This is a genomic window from Rhizobacter sp. Root1221 (genome assembly GCF_001425785.1).
Taxonomy (GTDB): domain Bacteria; phylum Pseudomonadota; class Gammaproteobacteria; order Burkholderiales; family Burkholderiaceae_C; genus Rhizobacter.
The window spans coordinates 54,855-69,853 of the sequence record NZ_LMDI01000019.1 but is presented as its reverse complement, the minus strand read 5'-3'; the positions used below and the strand labels follow the sequence as shown (position 1 = coordinate 69,853).

General features: G+C 68.4%; 15 protein-coding genes and 1 pseudogene. 4 read left to right on the top strand and 12 right to left on the bottom strand.

All coding sequences use genetic code 11. The features are described from left to right. The first annotated feature begins 83 nt into the window (after positions 1-83). Positions 84-548: a hypothetical protein gene (locus ASC87_RS15365; RefSeq protein ID WP_056663525.1), complete on the top strand. Its 465-nt coding sequence runs from the start codon at positions 84-86 to the stop codon at positions 546-548. 57 nt (positions 549-605) lie between these two features. Here ASC87_RS15365 and ASC87_RS15360 read toward each other — a convergent pair whose 3' ends face one another. The 3 genes from ASC87_RS15360 to ASC87_RS15350 are packed head-to-tail and all read right to left on the bottom strand — an operon-like array spanning position 606 to position 2,321. Further along, positions 606-1,295 (bottom strand): flagellar basal body L-ring protein FlgH, encoded by a 690-nt coding sequence (locus tag ASC87_RS15360; protein ID WP_056663520.1) that lies wholly within the window; start codon positions 1,293-1,295, stop codon positions 606-608. A 31-nt stretch (positions 1,296-1,326) separates the two neighbouring features. Then, positions 1,327-1,806: a hypothetical protein gene (locus tag ASC87_RS15355; protein WP_056663593.1), complete on the bottom strand. Its 480-nt coding sequence runs from the start codon at positions 1,804-1,806 to the stop codon at positions 1,327-1,329. A gap of 56 nt (positions 1,807-1,862) precedes the next feature. Next, on the bottom strand, positions 1,863-2,321 hold the full coding sequence (locus ASC87_RS15350; RefSeq protein WP_056663517.1) for a hypothetical protein: 459 nt from the start codon (positions 2,319-2,321) through the stop codon (positions 1,863-1,865). A 199-nt stretch (positions 2,322-2,520) separates the two neighbouring features. On the opposite strand from ASC87_RS15350, the gene ASC87_RS15345 reads away from it, so the two are divergent. From ASC87_RS15345 to ASC87_RS15335, 3 genes are read left to right on the top strand one after another with little or no spacing between them, the layout of a single operon-like run. Beyond that, positions 2,521-3,228 carry a response regulator gene (locus ASC87_RS15345; protein ID WP_056663514.1) on the top strand — a complete coding sequence of 236 codons (708 nt, stop codon included), beginning with the start codon at positions 2,521-2,523 and terminating at the stop codon, positions 3,226-3,228. Then, positions 3,225-4,379, top strand: a complete 1,155-nt coding sequence (locus ASC87_RS15340) for a sensor histidine kinase KdpD (RefSeq protein ID WP_056663511.1) — start codon at positions 3,225-3,227, stop codon at positions 4,377-4,379. The genes ASC87_RS15345 and ASC87_RS15340 overlap by 4 nt, the downstream gene beginning before the upstream one ends. A gap of 36 nt (positions 4,380-4,415) precedes the next feature. Next, positions 4,416-5,669, top strand: coding sequence for a patatin-like phospholipase family protein (locus ASC87_RS15335; protein ID WP_056663508.1), 1,254 nt, complete (start codon positions 4,416-4,418; stop codon positions 5,667-5,669). Between the two features lie 55 nt (positions 5,670-5,724). Here the strand turns inward: ASC87_RS15335 and ASC87_RS15330 are convergent, their stop codons facing one another. The 9 genes and pseudogenes from ASC87_RS15330 to ASC87_RS15290 all read right to left on the bottom strand — a co-directional run bounded on the left by ASC87_RS15330 (position 5,725) and on the right by ASC87_RS15290 (position 14,977). After that, the gene (locus ASC87_RS15330; RefSeq protein WP_056663505.1) at positions 5,725-6,057 is read right to left on the bottom strand and encodes a helix-hairpin-helix domain-containing protein; all 333 of its coding nucleotides are present in this window, start codon (positions 6,055-6,057) and stop codon (positions 5,725-5,727) included. 145 nt (positions 6,058-6,202) lie between these two features. Next, positions 6,203-7,198: an ADP-glyceromanno-heptose 6-epimerase gene (rfaD, locus tag ASC87_RS15325; RefSeq protein WP_056663501.1), complete on the bottom strand. Its 996-nt coding sequence runs from the start codon at positions 7,196-7,198 to the stop codon at positions 6,203-6,205. After that, positions 7,195-8,142: a D-glycero-beta-D-manno-heptose-7-phosphate kinase gene (rfaE1, locus tag ASC87_RS15320; protein ID WP_056663498.1), complete on the bottom strand. Its 948-nt coding sequence runs from the start codon at positions 8,140-8,142 to the stop codon at positions 7,195-7,197. The genes rfaD and rfaE1 overlap by 4 nt, the downstream gene beginning before the upstream one ends. Beyond that, entirely contained in the window at positions 8,142-9,299 is a 1,158-nt protein-coding gene (lapB, locus tag ASC87_RS15315; RefSeq protein WP_056663494.1) for a lipopolysaccharide assembly protein LapB, read from the bottom strand. Before lapB ends, rfaE1 begins: the two co-directional genes overlap by 1 nt. After that, positions 9,289-9,609, bottom strand: coding sequence for a lipopolysaccharide assembly LapA domain-containing protein (locus tag ASC87_RS15310; protein ID WP_056663490.1), 321 nt, complete (start codon positions 9,607-9,609; stop codon positions 9,289-9,291). The genes lapB and ASC87_RS15310 overlap by 11 nt, the downstream gene beginning before the upstream one ends. Before the next feature lie 220 nt (positions 9,610-9,829). After that, positions 9,830-10,108, bottom strand: a pseudogene (locus ASC87_RS15305) (integration host factor subunit beta); the annotation flags it as partial. Positions 10,109-10,152: 44 nt separating this feature from the next. Next, positions 10,153-11,871 (bottom strand): 30S ribosomal protein S1, encoded by a 1,719-nt coding sequence (rpsA, locus tag ASC87_RS15300; protein WP_082568649.1) that lies wholly within the window; start codon positions 11,869-11,871, stop codon positions 10,153-10,155. A 143-nt stretch (positions 11,872-12,014) separates the two neighbouring features. Further along, positions 12,015-14,027, bottom strand: coding sequence for a bifunctional 3-phosphoshikimate 1-carboxyvinyltransferase/cytidylate kinase (locus tag ASC87_RS15295; RefSeq protein ID WP_056663485.1), 2,013 nt, complete (start codon positions 14,025-14,027; stop codon positions 12,015-12,017). A gap of 65 nt (positions 14,028-14,092) precedes the next feature. Further along, positions 14,093-14,977: a prephenate dehydrogenase/arogenate dehydrogenase family protein gene (locus ASC87_RS15290; RefSeq protein ID WP_056663483.1), complete on the bottom strand. Its 885-nt coding sequence runs from the start codon at positions 14,975-14,977 to the stop codon at positions 14,093-14,095. Positions 14,978-14,999 lie beyond the last annotated feature (22 nt).

Below are 14,999 nucleotides of genomic sequence, written 5' to 3'. Positions count from 1 at the left end.
CCAAACGTGTATGCGAATGCAATCGTGTCATCCCCCCGGGGGGCTGCCGCGTTGTTCTGGGGTCTACTGATGGAGCCGTTCCAGTGAAAAAAATCCTCATGGCCCTCGGCCTGGCCGCGGCCAGCCTGCACGCCATCGCCGCCCCGAACGTGGGTGTGTCGGTGAGCGTCAACCAACCTGGCGTCTACGGCCGCGTGGAGATCGGCAACGTGCCGCAGCCACCCGTGTTGCTGTACCCGGAGCCGGTCATCATCGCCCGGCCCCCGGTGGTGGTGGACCGCCGCCCCATCTACCTGCACGTGCCCCCCGGCCACTCCCGCAACTGGCGCCAGTACTGCGGCCGCTACAACGCTTGCGGCCAGCCGGTTTACTTCGTGCGCGAGGACTGGTACCAGAGCCACTACCACCAGCGGCACGACCGCCGCGACGATCGCCGGGAATGGCGAGAAGAGCGCCGGGAAGATCGCCATGACCGCCGGCACGACCGCCATGACCGGCGTGACGATCGCCGCGACGACCGGCATGACCGGGGTCACCACGGCCACTGATCCTCTCGTGTGATCTCAAAAAGGCGGCCCTGCGGGCCGCCTTTTTGCTGTGCGGCCTCACCACACCGTCATGCTGCTCGTCAGCACCCGCTGCAGCCAGTTCCGCGTGGCGGCTTCCGACACGTCGCCCTGACCCACCAGCTCCACCCGCGCGTTGACCGCGTCGCCCGACGCCACGATGTTGCCGGGCCGGATGTCGCGCGGGTTCACGATGCCCGAGAAGCGCAGCGTGCTGGTGCCGCCGTTCATCGCGACGCTGCGCTCGCCGGCCACGACCAGATGCCCGTTGGGCAGCACGTTGATCACCGAGGCCGCGAGCTGGCCCGTGAAACTGCTGCTGTTGCCGGTGGTACCGGCGCCCTTGAAGGAATCGCTGCCGGAGGCCGAGGCGTCGAGGTTCAGCAACGAACCCAGCACCCCCGAGGCCGACTTCGACCCCGGCCCCTTCGACGCCACGGCGTTCTCCCGGCTGGTGTCGGTGTTGACCTCGCGCTTGGCGCGCACGGTCTCGGCGATGTCGATCTTCAGCGAATCACCCACGCTGCGCGGGCGCACCTCGCCTGAAAACAGCGCGGCGGATGCCATGCCGGCCTGGAAGATGCTGCCGTTGTTGACGCGCTCGAGGGTCATCGGCATGGGCAGCGGCGCGGCGATGACCGGCCCGCTCACGAGGGGCGTGTGGGTGGCGCAGCCGGTCAGGGCCACCGCGACTGCCGCCGCGGCGAGTTTCATCGTGACATGTTTCATGGTGGGAATCGGGAATATTTCAAATTGGAAATCAATTCTCGAATCCGGTGATCAAGGCCACCACGACCGGAGATATCTTGCTGCGGGTGGTGGACCATTTTCCAATCCCGAAGACGGTATCGAGTTCGTATTGGCTGCTGGAGAGAATGCGGCCGTCGGCGGTTTGCAGGCTGAGCGCTGCGGCGGTCAGATAGGCGCGATGTTCCGACGCGAACGGCGGAATCCCCCAGTCCATGGACGCGGCGTATCGCAGCCAGACGGCGCAGCCCTCGGCCGTGCTGCCGGTGTCGTAGACGCGGCTGTCGATGTGGAGCGCGCGGAGCTCGGCCTGCAGTGCGGGCAGCACATCCTGGACCGGGGCCTGGCGGTTGTATTCGATGCAGATGGATTGGACGGGCGCGTGTTCATGGCGGACGGTGTGGCGGGCCCGGCTGGGCCCGTAGGAGATGGCGGTGCTGGCGGCGGAGGCGGTGGCCTTGGCCAACTCCAGCGCCGGGACGGGGCTGAACATCGCACAGCCCGCCTGGGTCAGGCACAACGCGGCAGTGGCGAGGCGGCGTGGCACGGTCACACCACGTCGTTGATGAAACCGGCCACGCTCGCGGCGCCCAGCAGCGCGTAGCCGGCCACGTTGCCCATGGCGGTCTGGAGCCCGTCGGCCACGGCCGACGTGGCGTCGCCGAGCACGGTGGTGGCCGAGTCCACCGCTTCGGCCCCGTCGTGGGCCAGCGACACGATGCCGTCCGCGAGCGAGGAGACGCCGTCCTCCACGAAATCGACCGCATCGCTTATCGCGTCCGAGACCCCTTCGGCAGCGTCCGACAGCTCCTTCAGGGCGGCCTGGCTGAACGACACCACGGCGCTCGCGGCGGGCACCGTGGCTTGGGCCACGCCGATGGCCGAGGCCGCCACCGGCCCGAACCGGGCCGAGTTGAGCTCGAAGGCCGACGGCGCCGGGCGTTTGCTCGACGCCGTGGGTGAAATCTGGGGGCTGGCGCCCGGCGACAGGAAGTTGATGCTGCTCATGGGAACTCCATGGATGGGATAAGGAAATGGTAGGAGCCCCCTTTTTTCGAAAGCCGGAGATAAGGGTTGAATTCGCCTTTCATCTTGGGATTGCAGCAACCTCCATTCACGGGAACTGATATATGGTGTCGGGCCTGAAAGGTCGGTGAAATACTGTGTCGATAATGAAACGAAGCGGGGAACAGGAAAGGGCCCGCGGATGAACCGCTGCCTGCTGGTGGATGACGATCCGGAGGTCCTCGGCACGGTGTCGGCCTACCTCGCGCGCTTCGGGTTTGCCGTGAAGGCGGTGGACACCGGTGCCGCGATGCGGCGTGCGGTGCTGGCCGAGGTGTTCGACGTGGTGGTGCTCGACGTGCTGCTGCCCGATGACAACGGCCTCGAGCTGTGCCGCTGGCTGCGCCGCACGCACACCACGCCGCTCGTGATGCTCACCGCCCTGGGGGACCCGATGAGCCGCGTCGTGGGCCTCGAGCTGGGGGCCGACGACTTCATCCCGAAACCCTTCGAGCCACGCGAGCTGGTGGCCCGCCTCAACGCCGTGCTGCGGCGGGTGCCACGCCCGGGCGCGCCGGGTCGCGAACCTCCCGCACGCAGCGACCGGTTCGCCGGCTGGTCCCTCGACCGCCTGCGGCGCGTGCTCGTGTCCCCGGCGGACGACGTGGTGCCGCTGTCGAACGCGGAGTACCGCCTGCTGGCCGTGTTCCTCGACCATGCGGGCCAGGTGCTGAGCCGCACCCGGCTTGCCAGCCTGACCGGCGCGCCCGGTGTGGAAACCAGCGAACGCAGCGTGGACCTGATGGTGTTCCGCCTGCGCAGGAAGCTCGGCAACGCCCCACACGACCCGGTACTGATCCGCACCGTGCGCGGCGAGGGTTACCGGTTCGGCGTGGAGCCGGCCCCATGACCTTCGGCTGGCGGGACACGCTGTTCCGGCGGCTGTTCGTGCTGATGGCTCTGGCCCTCACGGCGAGCCACCTGGTGGTGGTGGCGTTGCTGGCGCCGCCGTCCGCGCCGGAGATGGCGTTGCCACCTCCGGCCGCCGGCCCCGCCTGGCGGGGTATGGTGCCACCGCGCTTCGAGTCGGGCGAGCGCCTTTTTCGCGGCCCCTGGGTCGATCCCTGGCCGCTGCCATCCACGGCGCCCGAGGTGTCGGGTTGGCAGGTCTGGCTGCCTCGGGTGCTGGACGCCGGTCTGCGGGGCATCGTCATCGCGCTCGCCGCGTGGTGGGGCGCGCGCTGGTTGTGCAGCCCCATGCACCGGCTGGCCATCGCGTCACAGGGCCTGGCGGACGCCATCGGGCGGCACGACCGCATGCCCGCGCTCGACGAAGGCCCCGGCACGGTCGAGGTGCGTGAGACCGCCCGGCGCTTCAACGACATGGCCCGTCGGCTCGATGCGCAGTTCAAGGCGCGGGGCCTGTTTGTCGCGGCCATCTCGCACGACCTGCGAGCCCCGCTCACACGGGTGCGCATGCGCCTCGAGGCGTTGGAACACGAACCGCTCGTGCGGCGTTGCATTGCCGACGTGCAGGACATGAACGACATGATCGATGCGGTGCTGGAGGTGTTCCGTGCCGAGGGGCTGGCCGAGCCGGTGCGCCGCACCGATGTGTCGGCGCTGCTCCGGGCGTTGCGCGACGACCTGGTGGAGCAGGGGCACCCGGTGACCGTGCGCGGGCCCGCCGCGATGGCGCCGGTGCAGCCGGCCGCGTTGCGCCGTGCCTTGTCGAACCTGGCCGGCAATGCGGTGCGCCATGGCGGCCGGGCCGACATCTCCGTGCGTGTGGCCGACGGCGTGCTGGACGTGTTCATCGACGACCAGGGCCCCGGCATCCCGGCGGGGCAGCTCGATGCCGTGTTCGAGCCCTTCTACCGCGTGGACCGCGGCCGCGACCGGCAGGGGGCCGGCCTCGGGCTCTACATCGCCCGCGAGCTTTTGCAGCGGCAAGGCGGGCGCCTCGTGTTGCAGAACCGGGCCGAGGGTGGCCTGCGCGCCACCGTGACGTTGCTGGCACCGTCCGTGACGCCCGGCCGCAACGCACCGGGCGGACCCTGATCCGCCGGGGCACCGGTGCTGTCTACACTGAAAGCCATGCCGAACGACAATGACGATGGGGTGACCGGCCTGATCCTGACGGGCGGCGGCGCCCGCGCCGCGTACCAGGTGGGGGTGCTGAAGGCCATCGCGCAGATCCGCCGGGAAGCCGCACCGTGGCGCAAGGAGAACCCGTTTCCGGTCATTGCCGGCACGTCGGCCGGGGCCATCAACGCGGCGGCACTGGCCACGCATTGCGACGATTTCGACAAGGCCGTGGCCCAGCTCGCCCAGGTGTGGGAGAACTTCCGTGCCGAGCAGGTGTACCGCAGCGACGCACTCGGCGTGATCCGCACCGGTGCGCGCTGGCTCACCATGATGTCGCTTGGCTGGGTCATTGCCCGCTGGCGGCGTGCGCGGCAGCGGTCGCTGCTCGACAACGCGCCGCTCGAAGACCTGCTGAACCAGCTCGTGCGGGTGGAACGGCTGAAGGGCCTGATGCAGGCGGGCCACCTGCAGGCGCTGGCCGTCACCGCATCGAGCTACAACTCCGGCACCCACGTGACGTTCTACGACTCGGTGAAGGACTTCGTGCCCTGGAACCGTTCGCAGCGCGTGGCCGTGCGCGACACCATCACCGTGCAGCACCTGCTGGCGTCGGCGGCCATCCCGTTCGTGTTCCCGCCGGTACAGCTGTCGTTCGACGAGGGCACCGAGTACTTCGGCGACGGGTCCATGCGGCAGTCGGCGCCCATCTCCCCCGCAGTGCACCTGGGGGCGAGCCGCATCCTCGTGATCGGTGCGGGCCGCTTGCACGAGCCCCCCGGCCAGCGCAAGGTGAAGGGCACGTACCCGAACCTCGCGCAGATCGCGGGCCATGCGTTGTCGAACATCTTCCTCGACGCCCTCGCGGTGGACGTGGAGCGGCTCCAGCGCATCAACAACACGCTGGCGCTGCTGCCGCCCGGTGCGCTGGCGTCCACGAGCCTGCGGCCCATCGACGTGCTGGTCATTGCCCCGTCGGAACGGCTCGACGACCTGGCTGCCAAGCACTTGGAAAGCCTGCCCGCGCCGGTGCGCGCGCTGTTGCGCGGCGTGGGCGTGTCGGGCAAGGGCAGTGACGCCCGAGGTTCGGCGCTGGCCAGCTACCTGCTGTTCGAGGCACCGTACACCCGCGAACTGGTGAAGCTGGGCGAAACCGACACGATGGTGCGGCGCGACGAGGTGACCAAGTTCTTCGGGTGGGAGCGGCGGGAGGTGCAGCGGTCGCCCGTGCAGGACAGTGGGTTCTACACGGCGGAGTTGGAGTAGCGCCGCGGCCTCGCTGGCATCCCGGCCTGCGCCGGGACCGAGGGTGGGGGCTGGCTCAGCCCTTGGTGTCCTTCTTCCCGGCCTTGTCCTTCCTGGGCTCGGCCTTGCCCGCGTGCTCGGACGGTGTGAACGTGGCGCCGTTGACGGTGAGGCCTTCCTTCGAGAAACGGGTGGCGTTGCCTTCGCCCACGCCTTTCACGCGGCCCACGAAGTCGCCCCAGTCCTTGAACGGGGCCTTCTTGCGTTCGTCGAGGATGCGGGTCGAGACGGACGGGCCGATGCCCTTGACGGATTCGAGTGCGGCCTGGTCGGCCTTGTTGACGTCGACGGCGGCGTAGGCGGCGTGGGCCATCAGCATGGCGAACACACACAGCAATTTCTTCAGCATGACAGGACTCCCTTGGGGGTGGTGGTGCAACACAAGGGGACACGGCCCTTCCGTGTCCCTGGGTATCCACTCTAGGGACGACACCGTCCCGTCCTGCCTCTGCGAGGCCTGCCAAAAGGCGGTGTGGTGGCACCGCCTCGGCCGTTCACGCCTTTTGGAGGCTGAGCCAGTCGACGTAGCGTTTCACGCCATGGGCGACGTCGGCGAACACGTGGTCGCAGCCCGTGGCGCGCAGGCGGGTGTCGTCGGCCTGCGTGTAGCACTGGTATTTGCCGACGAGGGCGTCGGGGAAGGGGATGTACTCGATCAGGCCGTGCTGCACCAGGTCGGCCAGCGGCAGCGGCGGCGAACCCGCGAGGGCGCGCGACGCGTTCACGGTGGCCACGGCCACGTCGTTGAAGGGCTGCGCCCGCCCGGTGCCGAGGTTGAAGATGCCGCTCTGGCCGGGGTTCTGCAGGAACCACAGGTTCACCGCCACCACGTCGTCCACGTGGATGAAGTCGCGCGTCTGGCCACCGGCGCCGTAGCCGCCGTACTCGCCGAAGAGCTTGACCTTGCCGGTGTCGCGGAACTGGTTGAAGTGGTGGAACGCCACCGAGGCCATGCGGCCCTTGTGTTGCTCGCGCGGGCCGTACACGTTGAAGTAGCGGAAGCCCGCCACCTGCGACGTGGCCGTGGGCAGCATGCGGCGCACGACGTTGTCGAACAGCAGCTTCGAGTAGCCGTACACGTTGAGCGGCTGCTCGAACGCGGGTTCCTCGCGGAAGGTGTCGCTGCCGCCATAGGTGGCGGCCGACGACGCGTACAGCAGGCGCACGCCCTGCGCCTGGCAGGCGTCGAGCAGGCCCTTGGAGCACCGGTAGTTGGTGTCCATCATGTACTTGCCATCGTGCTCCATGGTGTCGGAGCAGGCGCCTTCGTGCAGCACCGCGTCCACCTTGCCGAACTCGCCGCGGGCGAAGCGGCCGTAGAACTCGGAGCGGTCGAAGTAGTCGCTGAGGCGGGCGCCCAGCAGGTTGCGGTACTTCGGGCCGTCGGTCAGGTCGTCGACGGCGATCACGTCGTCGATGCCGATGGCGTTCAGGCCGTGGACGAGGTTGCTGCCGATCATGCCGGCCGCGCCGGTGACAACGACTTTCATGGTGCTTCTCCAGGGAACAGTTCGCCGTACGACACGGACGCCGTGCCGAACTTGCCGACCACGATGCTGCCGGCGCGGTTGGCGATGGGCATGGCTTCGCGCAGCGGCACGCCGGCGGCGAGCATGACCGCCAGCGACGCGATCACGGTGTCGCCGGCGCCGGTGACGTCGAACACCTCGCGCGCCTGCGCGGGCACCTGCGTGTGGCCTTGTCCGTCGAACAGCGACATGCCGTCCTCGGAGCGGGTCAGCACGAGGCCTTCGAGGCCCAGCTCGGTGCGCAGCTTCTGTGCGCGCTCGAGGAGTTCGGCTTCGCTGCGCCACGCGCCGATCACCTGGGCCAGTTCGGCCCGGTTCGGCGTGATGGCGGTGGCACCGGCATAGCGGGTGTAGTCGCTGCCCTTCGGGTCCACCAGCACCGGTTTGCCCGCAGCACGGGCCAGCTCGATCATGCGCGGGATGTGCGTGAGGCCACCCTTGCCGTAGTCGGAGAACAGCACGGCGTCGAAGTCGGGCAACACGCGCTCGTAGTCGGCGAGCATGCTGTGCAGCACCTCGTGGTCGGGGGCGTTCTCGAAATCGACGCGGATCAGCTGCTGGTTGCGGCCGATCACACGCAGCTTCACGATGGTGTAGAGCTGCGGGTCGTGCCCGAGCAGCGTGGACACCCCTTGCTGCTCCAGCAACTGCTGCAGCTTGCGGGCGGGTTCGTCCTGGCCCACCACGGTGAGCAGCGTGACCTGGGCGCCCAAGGTCTTGGCATTGAGTGCCACGTTGGCGGCGCCGCCCAGGCGCTCTTCCTCGCGGTCCACGCGCACGACGGGCACCGGGGCTTCCGGGGAGATGCGTTCGACCGCGCCGAACCAGTAGCGGTCGAGCATGGCGTCGCCCACCACGAGCACGCGTGCCGCGGCGACACGCTCGCGGGTGATGCGTTCATTCATCAGAGATCCTCCAGCCGTTGCGGCGGGTAGCTGTCCCAGCTCAGGCAGCCGGGGCATTGCCAGAAATAGTGCTGGGCCTCGAAGCCGCAGGCGGCGCAGCGGTAGCGCTGCAGCGGCTTGGCGGCCCGGCCCACGGCTTCGCTGACGGCCTGGGTTTCCGGCGCGTCGAGCGGTTTCGATTCGGTGCCGGTCTGGCGCAGCAGGGCCTGGGCCGCCGACAGCGTGGGCTGGTCCTGCAGGTGCTTGAACAGGCGGCCGCGCTGGGCCTCGGGTGCCGGGTCGAGCATCGAGATGGCGGCCAGCAGGTCCATCGTGGGCGCGCGGCCGTACAGCTCGCGCAGGCGTTCCAGCGCGGGCCCGGGCTGCCCCGACGCGAGTGCGCTGGTGGCGTAGTCGCGGGCGACGAGGTTGAAGGCCATGGGCTGCACCACGAGCAGTTCGGACCAGGCCTGCAGCGCGGCCGCATGGTCGCCGCGCTTGGCCGCGCGCTGGCCGGTGAGGGCGAGCGGGCGGGCGAGGTGGGGCGAGGCGAGGCGGGCGTGGCGCAGCGCGGTGTCGCCGTCGTCGGCGTGCTGGCCGGCATCGGCCTCGAGCGCCAGTTCGCACCAGTAGTGCGCGATGCGGTTGGCGAACGAGCCGGTGCCGCTGCGTTCGAGCTTCTGCGCCACCTCGACGGCCGGGCGCCAGTCGCGCGAGCGTTCGTGCAGCGTGAGCAGCGCGAGGCGCGCTTCGGTGTCGAATGCACTGCCGTCGAGCGCGTGGTAGGCCTGTTCGGCGCGGTCGAAGAGGCCCGCCTTCATGAAGTCCTGGGCGAGGGCGTACTGGGCGCGGTCGCGGTCGCTCTGGGGCAGGTCGGCACGGCCCAGCAGATGCTCGTGCACCCGCACCGCCCGTTCGTATTCGCCGCGGCGGCGGAACAGGTTGCCGAGTGCGAAGTGCAGTTCGGTGGTGTCGGGGTCGTGCTGGACGGCTTCGATGAAGGCGTCGATGGCTTTGTCCTGCTGTTCGTTGAGCAGCAGGTTCAGGCCCTTGAAGTAGGCCTTCGGCGATTCACGCTGTTCGCGTTTCCACTGGCGCAGGTCGAGGCGGGAGCCGAGCCAGCCGAGGGCAAAGGCAAGCGGCAGCCCGATGAGCAACCACTGGAAGTCAAACACCATGGCGGGCAGGTTCGGAGTCGATCGGTGGCGGGACGTCGGCGGACGGGACGGTGGGGTCGAGCGGGAGGTCGGCGTCGATGCGGGCCTGGTGCTGGCGTGCCACGCGGCGGTGGCGCCACCAGCTGGGGGCCATGGCGAGCCCGCCGACGACGCAGCCGAGCGTGAAGGCGGCCAGCACGATGAAGACCATCGGCGCGCGCCATTCATGGCTGAAGAACCAGCGGATGCCGGCTTCGTGCTGGTTGTTCAGCGCGAACGCGAACAACGTGAAAAAGAGGGCGGCCCGAACGAGCCAGACAAGAATACGCATCGCAACTCCCGGATGGATTCTAGGTTGAACGCGGCGGCCTGAGGCCGGGCGGCACGATCAACATCCACGACAAAACGGTGACCTGGTGTCACCGCGGCGTTCAGGCGTCCTGCGGGTCCGTGGACGGCAGCACGGGCGGAACAACGGGCAGTGCGGGAGCGGCGGCGGCCGGCATGGCCGGCGACGCGGCGGCGGAGGGCAACACACCATCCACCGGCACCTGGGCATCGACGGCTTCGCGAAGCGCCTTGCCAGGTTTGAAATGGGGAACGAGCTTCTCGGGGATCACCACCTGCTCGCCGGAGCGGGGATTGCGCCCCACCCGCGGCGGGCGGCGGTTGATCGAGAAACTGCCGAACCCCCGGATCTCGATGCGATGCCCGCGCGCAAGCGCGTCGGACATCGCGTCCAGGATGGTCTTGACGGCGAACTCGGTGTCGCGATGGGTCAGCTGGCCGAATTGTTCGGCCAATTGGGTCACGAGGTCGGATCGGGTCATTCAGTCCTGCTGAGTCCTGAGGAGGTTCGGCGCCGGAACAACGATCAGCTGTTGTTCTGGTTGTCGAGCTTGGCACGCAGCAGCGCGCCGAGGCTCGTGGTGCCAGCGTTTTCACGCTCGCTCGTGGCCGACAGGCGCTGCATGGCTTCCTGTTGGTCGACGTTGTCCTTGGCCTTGATCGACAACTGGATCGAACGCGTCTTGCGGTCGACGTTGATGATCATGGCGTTGACTTCGTCGCCTTCCTTCAGCACGTTGCGGGCATCTTCGACGCGGTCACGGCTGATTTCCGAAGCACGGAGGTAACCCGTCACGTCGGCGTTCAGTTCGATCTCGGCGCCACGGGCGTCCACGGTCTTGACCTTGCCGGTCACGGTCATGCCGCGGTCATTGACCGAGGTGTACGACGTGAACGGGTCGGAGTCGAGCTGCTTGATGCCCAGGGAGATGCGTTCGCGCTCCACATCGACGGCCAGCACGACAGCTTCGACTTCCTGGCCCTTCTTGTAGTTGCGAACGGCGGTTTCGCCCGGCTCGTGCCACGACAGGTCGGACAGGTGCACCAGGCCGTCGATGCCAGCCGACAGGCCGACGAAGACGCCGAAGTCGGTGATGGACTTGACGGGGCCCTTGACGCGATCGCCGCGCTGGACCGTGCCCGAGAACTCTTCCCACGGGTTGGTCTTGCACTGCTTCATGCCGAGGCTGATGCGGCGCTTGTCTTCGTCGATCTCGAGGACCATGACTTCGACTTCGTCGCCCAGGGACACGATCTTGTTCGGGGCAACGTTCTTGTTGGTCCAGTCCATTTCCGAGACGTGCACCAGGCCTTCGATGCCCGGCTCGATCTCGACGAACGCGCCGTAGTCGGCGATGTTCGTGATCTTGCCGAACAGGCGGGTGCTGTTCGGGTAACGGCGCGAGACACCGTGCCACGGATCGTCGCCCAGTTGCTTGATGCCCAGCGAGACGCGGTTCTTCTCGGCGTCGAACTTGAGGACCTTGGCTTGCAGCTCCTGGCCGACCTGAACGACTTCGCTCGGGTGGCGGACACGGCGCCAGGCCATGTCGGTGATGTGCAGCAGGCCGTCGATGCCGCCGAGGTCGACGAACGCACCGTATTCGGTGATGTTCTTGACCACGCCGTTGACGATGGCGCCTTCGGACAGGGTGCTCAGCAGCTTGCTGCGCTCTTCGCCCATCGAGGCTTCGACCACAGCACGGCGCGACAACACGACGTTGTTGCGCTTGCGGTCGAGCTTGATGACCTTGAACTCCATGGTCTTGCCTTCGAACGGGCTCATGTCCTTGACAGGGCGCGTGTCGAGCAGGGAACCAGGCAGGAAGGCGCGGATGCCGTTGACCAGCACGGTCAGGCCACCCTTGACCTTGCCGTTGACGGTGCCGCTGACGAATTCGCCGGATTCCAGCGAGTTCTCGAGCGACAGCCACGACGCGAGGCGCTTGGCCTTGTCGCGCGACAGGATCGTGTCGCCATAACCGTTTTCAACGGCGTCGATGGCCACGGACACGAAGTCGCCGACCTGGACTTCGAGCTCGCCCTGGTCGTTCTTGAATTCTTCGATGGGCACGTAGGCTTCGGACTTGAGGCCGGCGTTCACCACCACGAAGTTGTGTTCGACACGGACGACTTCCGCGGTGATGACTTCACCGGTGCGCATCTCCGACTTGTTCAGAGATTCTTCGAACAGGGCGGCAAAGGATTCCATACCTTCGGCGGCGGCGTTTTGAGTTTGGGACATGGGGGACGATCCAGTTGCAGCAAATGCTGCGGGTTAGGTTGAACAATCCGCCGCTTCGACGCGCATGCAGCGCAGGAGGGAAAGCGACGGGATGAACGGTTGGAATTCGGGACGACCGGGCCCCTTTTCAAGGGCCAGGGCGTTCAGAACGCCTGCCTGGCGTTCCACCACTCGAGCACCCGGGCGACGCATTGGTCGACCGACAACTCGGAGTTGTCGAACAGCTTGGCATCTTCTGCCGGCTTGAGAGGGGCGACGGTGCGGGACTGGTCTCGCAGGTCGCGCGCTTCCAAATCGGCGCGAAGACTGTCGATATTAGCCGGAATTCCCTTAGAAATCAATTGCTTATACCGGCGCTCGGCCCGCACGGCGGCGCTCGCCGTGACGAACACCTTGAGGTCGGCACCGGGGAAGATGACCGTGCCCATGTCGCGGCCGTCGGCCACGAGTCCGGGCAGGCGGCGGTGCGACAACTGGAGTGCCCGGAGCGCCTCGCGCACCGCCGGGAACACCGACACCCGCGACGCCATGGCGCCCACGTGCTCCTGGCGAAGGTCGTCGCTCACTTCGGTGTCGCCGAGCCAGATCTGTTGGCCCGAGAACTTCAGCTTGAGCCCGGCCGCCGCGGCGGCCAGTCCGGCCTCGTCCGTGTCGGCCACGCCCGCTGCCATCGCGGCCAGTGCGGTGGCGCGGTAGAGCGCGCCCGAATCCAGGAAGTGGTAGCCGAGCGCGATGGCGACGGCGCTGGCCAGCGTGCCCTTGCCGGACGCGGTGGGGCCGTCGATGGCCAGCACCGGCACGTCGGTGGTGCGGGCCTCCACCACGGTGAACAGCGTCTCGAAGTAGTCCGGGAAGGTCTTGCCCACGCAGCGCGGGTCGAGGATGCGCACGGGCACCTCGCCGGCCGGGTGGGCCAGCGGGTTGAACGTGGCCAGCGAGAAGCACATGGCCACCCGGTGGTCGTCGTAGGTGTGGATCGCGGCGCGGTCCCAGCGGGCCGGGGCGGCGATCTCGATGAAGTCGGGCCCCTCGACGACCGTGGCGCCCAGCTTGCGCAGCTCGATGGCCATCGCGGCGATGCGGTCGGTTTCCTTCACGCGCCAGCTGGCGATGTTGGTCAACCGGGTGGTGCCGGTGGCAAAGAGGGCCATCACGGCCAGCGTCATGGCGGCGTCGGGGATGTGGTTGCAGTCGAGGTCGATGGCCTTGAGCGGCCAGGCACCGCGGCGCACCTCGAGCCAGCCGGGTCCGCTCGACACCTGGGCGCCCATGGCGCGGGCCGCGTCCACGAAGCGGATGTCGCCCTGGATGGAATCGTCGCCCACCCCCTCGATGCGAATGGCACGGCCATCGAACGCGGCGATGGCGCCGAGTGCCACGAAGTACGAGGCCGACGAGGCATCGCCTTCGACGTGGATGCTGCCCGGGGAGCGGTACCGGCTGCCCTGCGGGATGGTGAACTGCTGCCAGCCGTCGCGCTGCACGGCGATGCCGAAGCGGGCCAGCAGGTTCAGCGTGATCTCGATGTACGGCTTCGACGTCAGTTCACCATCGACCGCGATGGTGACCGGGCCGTGGGCCGACACGAGCGGCAGGCCCAGCAGCAGCGCGGTGAGGAACTGGCTGGACACGTCGCCGCGCACGCGGATGGGGGCAGACGTGTCGAGCGGCCCGGTGCCGGCGTTGAGGCGCAGCGGCGGGTAGCCGTCGTTGCCGAGGTAGTCGATGGGGCAGCCGAGCTGGCGCAGCGCGTCGATGAGGTCGCCGATGGGGCGCTCGTGCATGCGGGGGATGCCCTTCAGCTCGAACGTGCCTTGCTGCGTGGCGGCCAGCACGGCGAGTGCGGCTGTCAGCGGGCGCATGGCGGTGCCGGCGTTGCCGAGGAACAGGTTGGCGGACTTGACGGGCAACTGGCCGGCGAGGCCGGTGATGTGCCAGTCGGCGCCTCGCGCCTCGACGCCGCAGCCGAGCGCGCGCAGCGCGTCGAGCATCACGCGGGTGTCGTCCGAGTCGAGCAGGTCGTGGACGACCGTGGTGCCCTCGCTCAGGCCGGCGAGCAGCAGCACGCGGTTCGAGATGCTCTTGGAACCGGGCAGCCGCACGGTGCCCTGGGCAGCGCGCAGCGGGGGGAGGTCGAGGAACGGGGTCGTGAACATGGGCGGCGCGGGGAAGCTGCGGGCGAACTGAGGAAAGGGGGCGGGCGGCCGGCGGCGCGCCCGGTTCAGCGGCCGGAGCCGGGCTTCGTGGCGCCCATCTGCCAGCCAGCGCGGGCGTCGGAGGCGTTGCGGATCAGGTCCTCGAGCGCCTCGACGTTGCCGGACTTCATCACGTGTTCCATCGCGTCGAGCGTGTGCCGGAAGCGCATGGACTGCTTGAGGATCTCTTCGCGGTTGGACATCAGGATGTCGCGCCACACCTCGGGATCGCTGGCGGCGATGCGGGTGAAGTCGCGGAAGCCCGGGCCGGCCAGTGAAAGGAAATCGCGCCCGGCCGGCTGCTTGGCCACCGAGCTGAAGAAGGCGAACGCCAGCATGTGCGGCAGGTGGCTCACGGCGGCAAAGGCCGCGTCGTGGTTCTCCGGCGTCATGCGCAGCACCTGCGAACCGATGGCGGACCACACATCGGTGGCTTTCTGCACGAGGTCGGGATCGGTCTGCGGCAGCGGCGTGATGATGACCTGCCGGCCGGCGTACAGCGATGCATCGGCGTGGGCAATGCCGGCCACTTCCTTGCCGGCGATGGGGTGCGCCGGCACGAACGAGGAGAGGCGGTCTTTCAGCACCCGGCGGGCCGCGTCGACCACGTCGCGTTTCGTGGAGCCCACGTCCATGAACAGCACGCCGGGCTCCACCAGGTGGCGGATGGCGCGGAACGTGGCTTCACTGGCCGACACAGGGACGGCCATCAGCACGATGTCCGAGCCCGACACGGCGAGCAGCGCCGATTCGGCCGTATCGTCGATCACGCCGAGCTTCTTGGCCCGCTCGGTGGTGGAAGGCGACTTGCTGTAGCCGATGACGCGCTTGACGAGGCCTGCACGTTTGAGCGCGAGCGCGAAGGATCCGCCCATCAGGCCGCAGCCGATCACGCCAAGCTGGTTGAACATCGTGCGAGTGCTCTCTGTGTTC

Coding starts and splice junctions, on each gene's coding strand:
- ASC87_RS15290 (WP_056663483.1), bottom strand. CDS start 14,977: ATGTTCAACCAGCTTGGCGTGATCGGCTGCGGCCTGATGGGCGGATCC.
- ASC87_RS15330 (WP_056663505.1), bottom strand. CDS start 6,057: ATGCTGAAGAAATTGCTGTGTGTGTTCGCCATGCTGATGGCCCACGCC.
- lapB (WP_056663494.1), bottom strand. CDS start 9,299: ATGGTGTTTGACTTCCAGTGGTTGCTCATCGGGCTGCCGCTTGCCTTT.
- rfaD (WP_056663501.1), bottom strand. CDS start 7,198: ATGAAAGTCGTTGTCACCGGCGCGGCCGGCATGATCGGCAGCAACCTC.
- ASC87_RS15295 (WP_056663485.1), bottom strand. CDS start 14,027: ATGTTCACGACCCCGTTCCTCGACCTCCCCCCGCTGCGCGCTGCCCAG.
- ASC87_RS15355 (WP_056663593.1), bottom strand. CDS start 1,806: ATGTTCAGCCCCGTCCCGGCGCTGGAGTTGGCCAAGGCCACCGCCTCC.
- ASC87_RS15345 (WP_056663514.1), top strand. CDS start 2,521: ATGAACCGCTGCCTGCTGGTGGATGACGATCCGGAGGTCCTCGGCACG.
- ASC87_RS15340 (WP_056663511.1), top strand. CDS start 3,225: ATGACCTTCGGCTGGCGGGACACGCTGTTCCGGCGGCTGTTCGTGCTG.
- rfaE1 (WP_056663498.1), bottom strand. CDS start 8,142: ATGAATGAACGCATCACCCGCGAGCGTGTCGCCGCGGCACGCGTGCTC.
- rpsA (WP_082568649.1), bottom strand. CDS start 11,871: ATGTCCCAAACTCAAAACGCCGCCGCCGAAGGTATGGAATCCTTTGCC.
- ASC87_RS15360 (WP_056663520.1), bottom strand. CDS start 1,295: ATGAAACATGTCACGATGAAACTCGCCGCGGCGGCAGTCGCGGTGGCC.
- ASC87_RS15310 (WP_056663490.1), bottom strand. CDS start 9,609: ATGCGTATTCTTGTCTGGCTCGTTCGGGCCGCCCTCTTTTTCACGTTG.
- ASC87_RS15350 (WP_056663517.1), bottom strand. CDS start 2,321: ATGAGCAGCATCAACTTCCTGTCGCCGGGCGCCAGCCCCCAGATTTCA.
- ASC87_RS15335 (WP_056663508.1), top strand. CDS start 4,416: ATGCCGAACGACAATGACGATGGGGTGACCGGCCTGATCCTGACGGGC.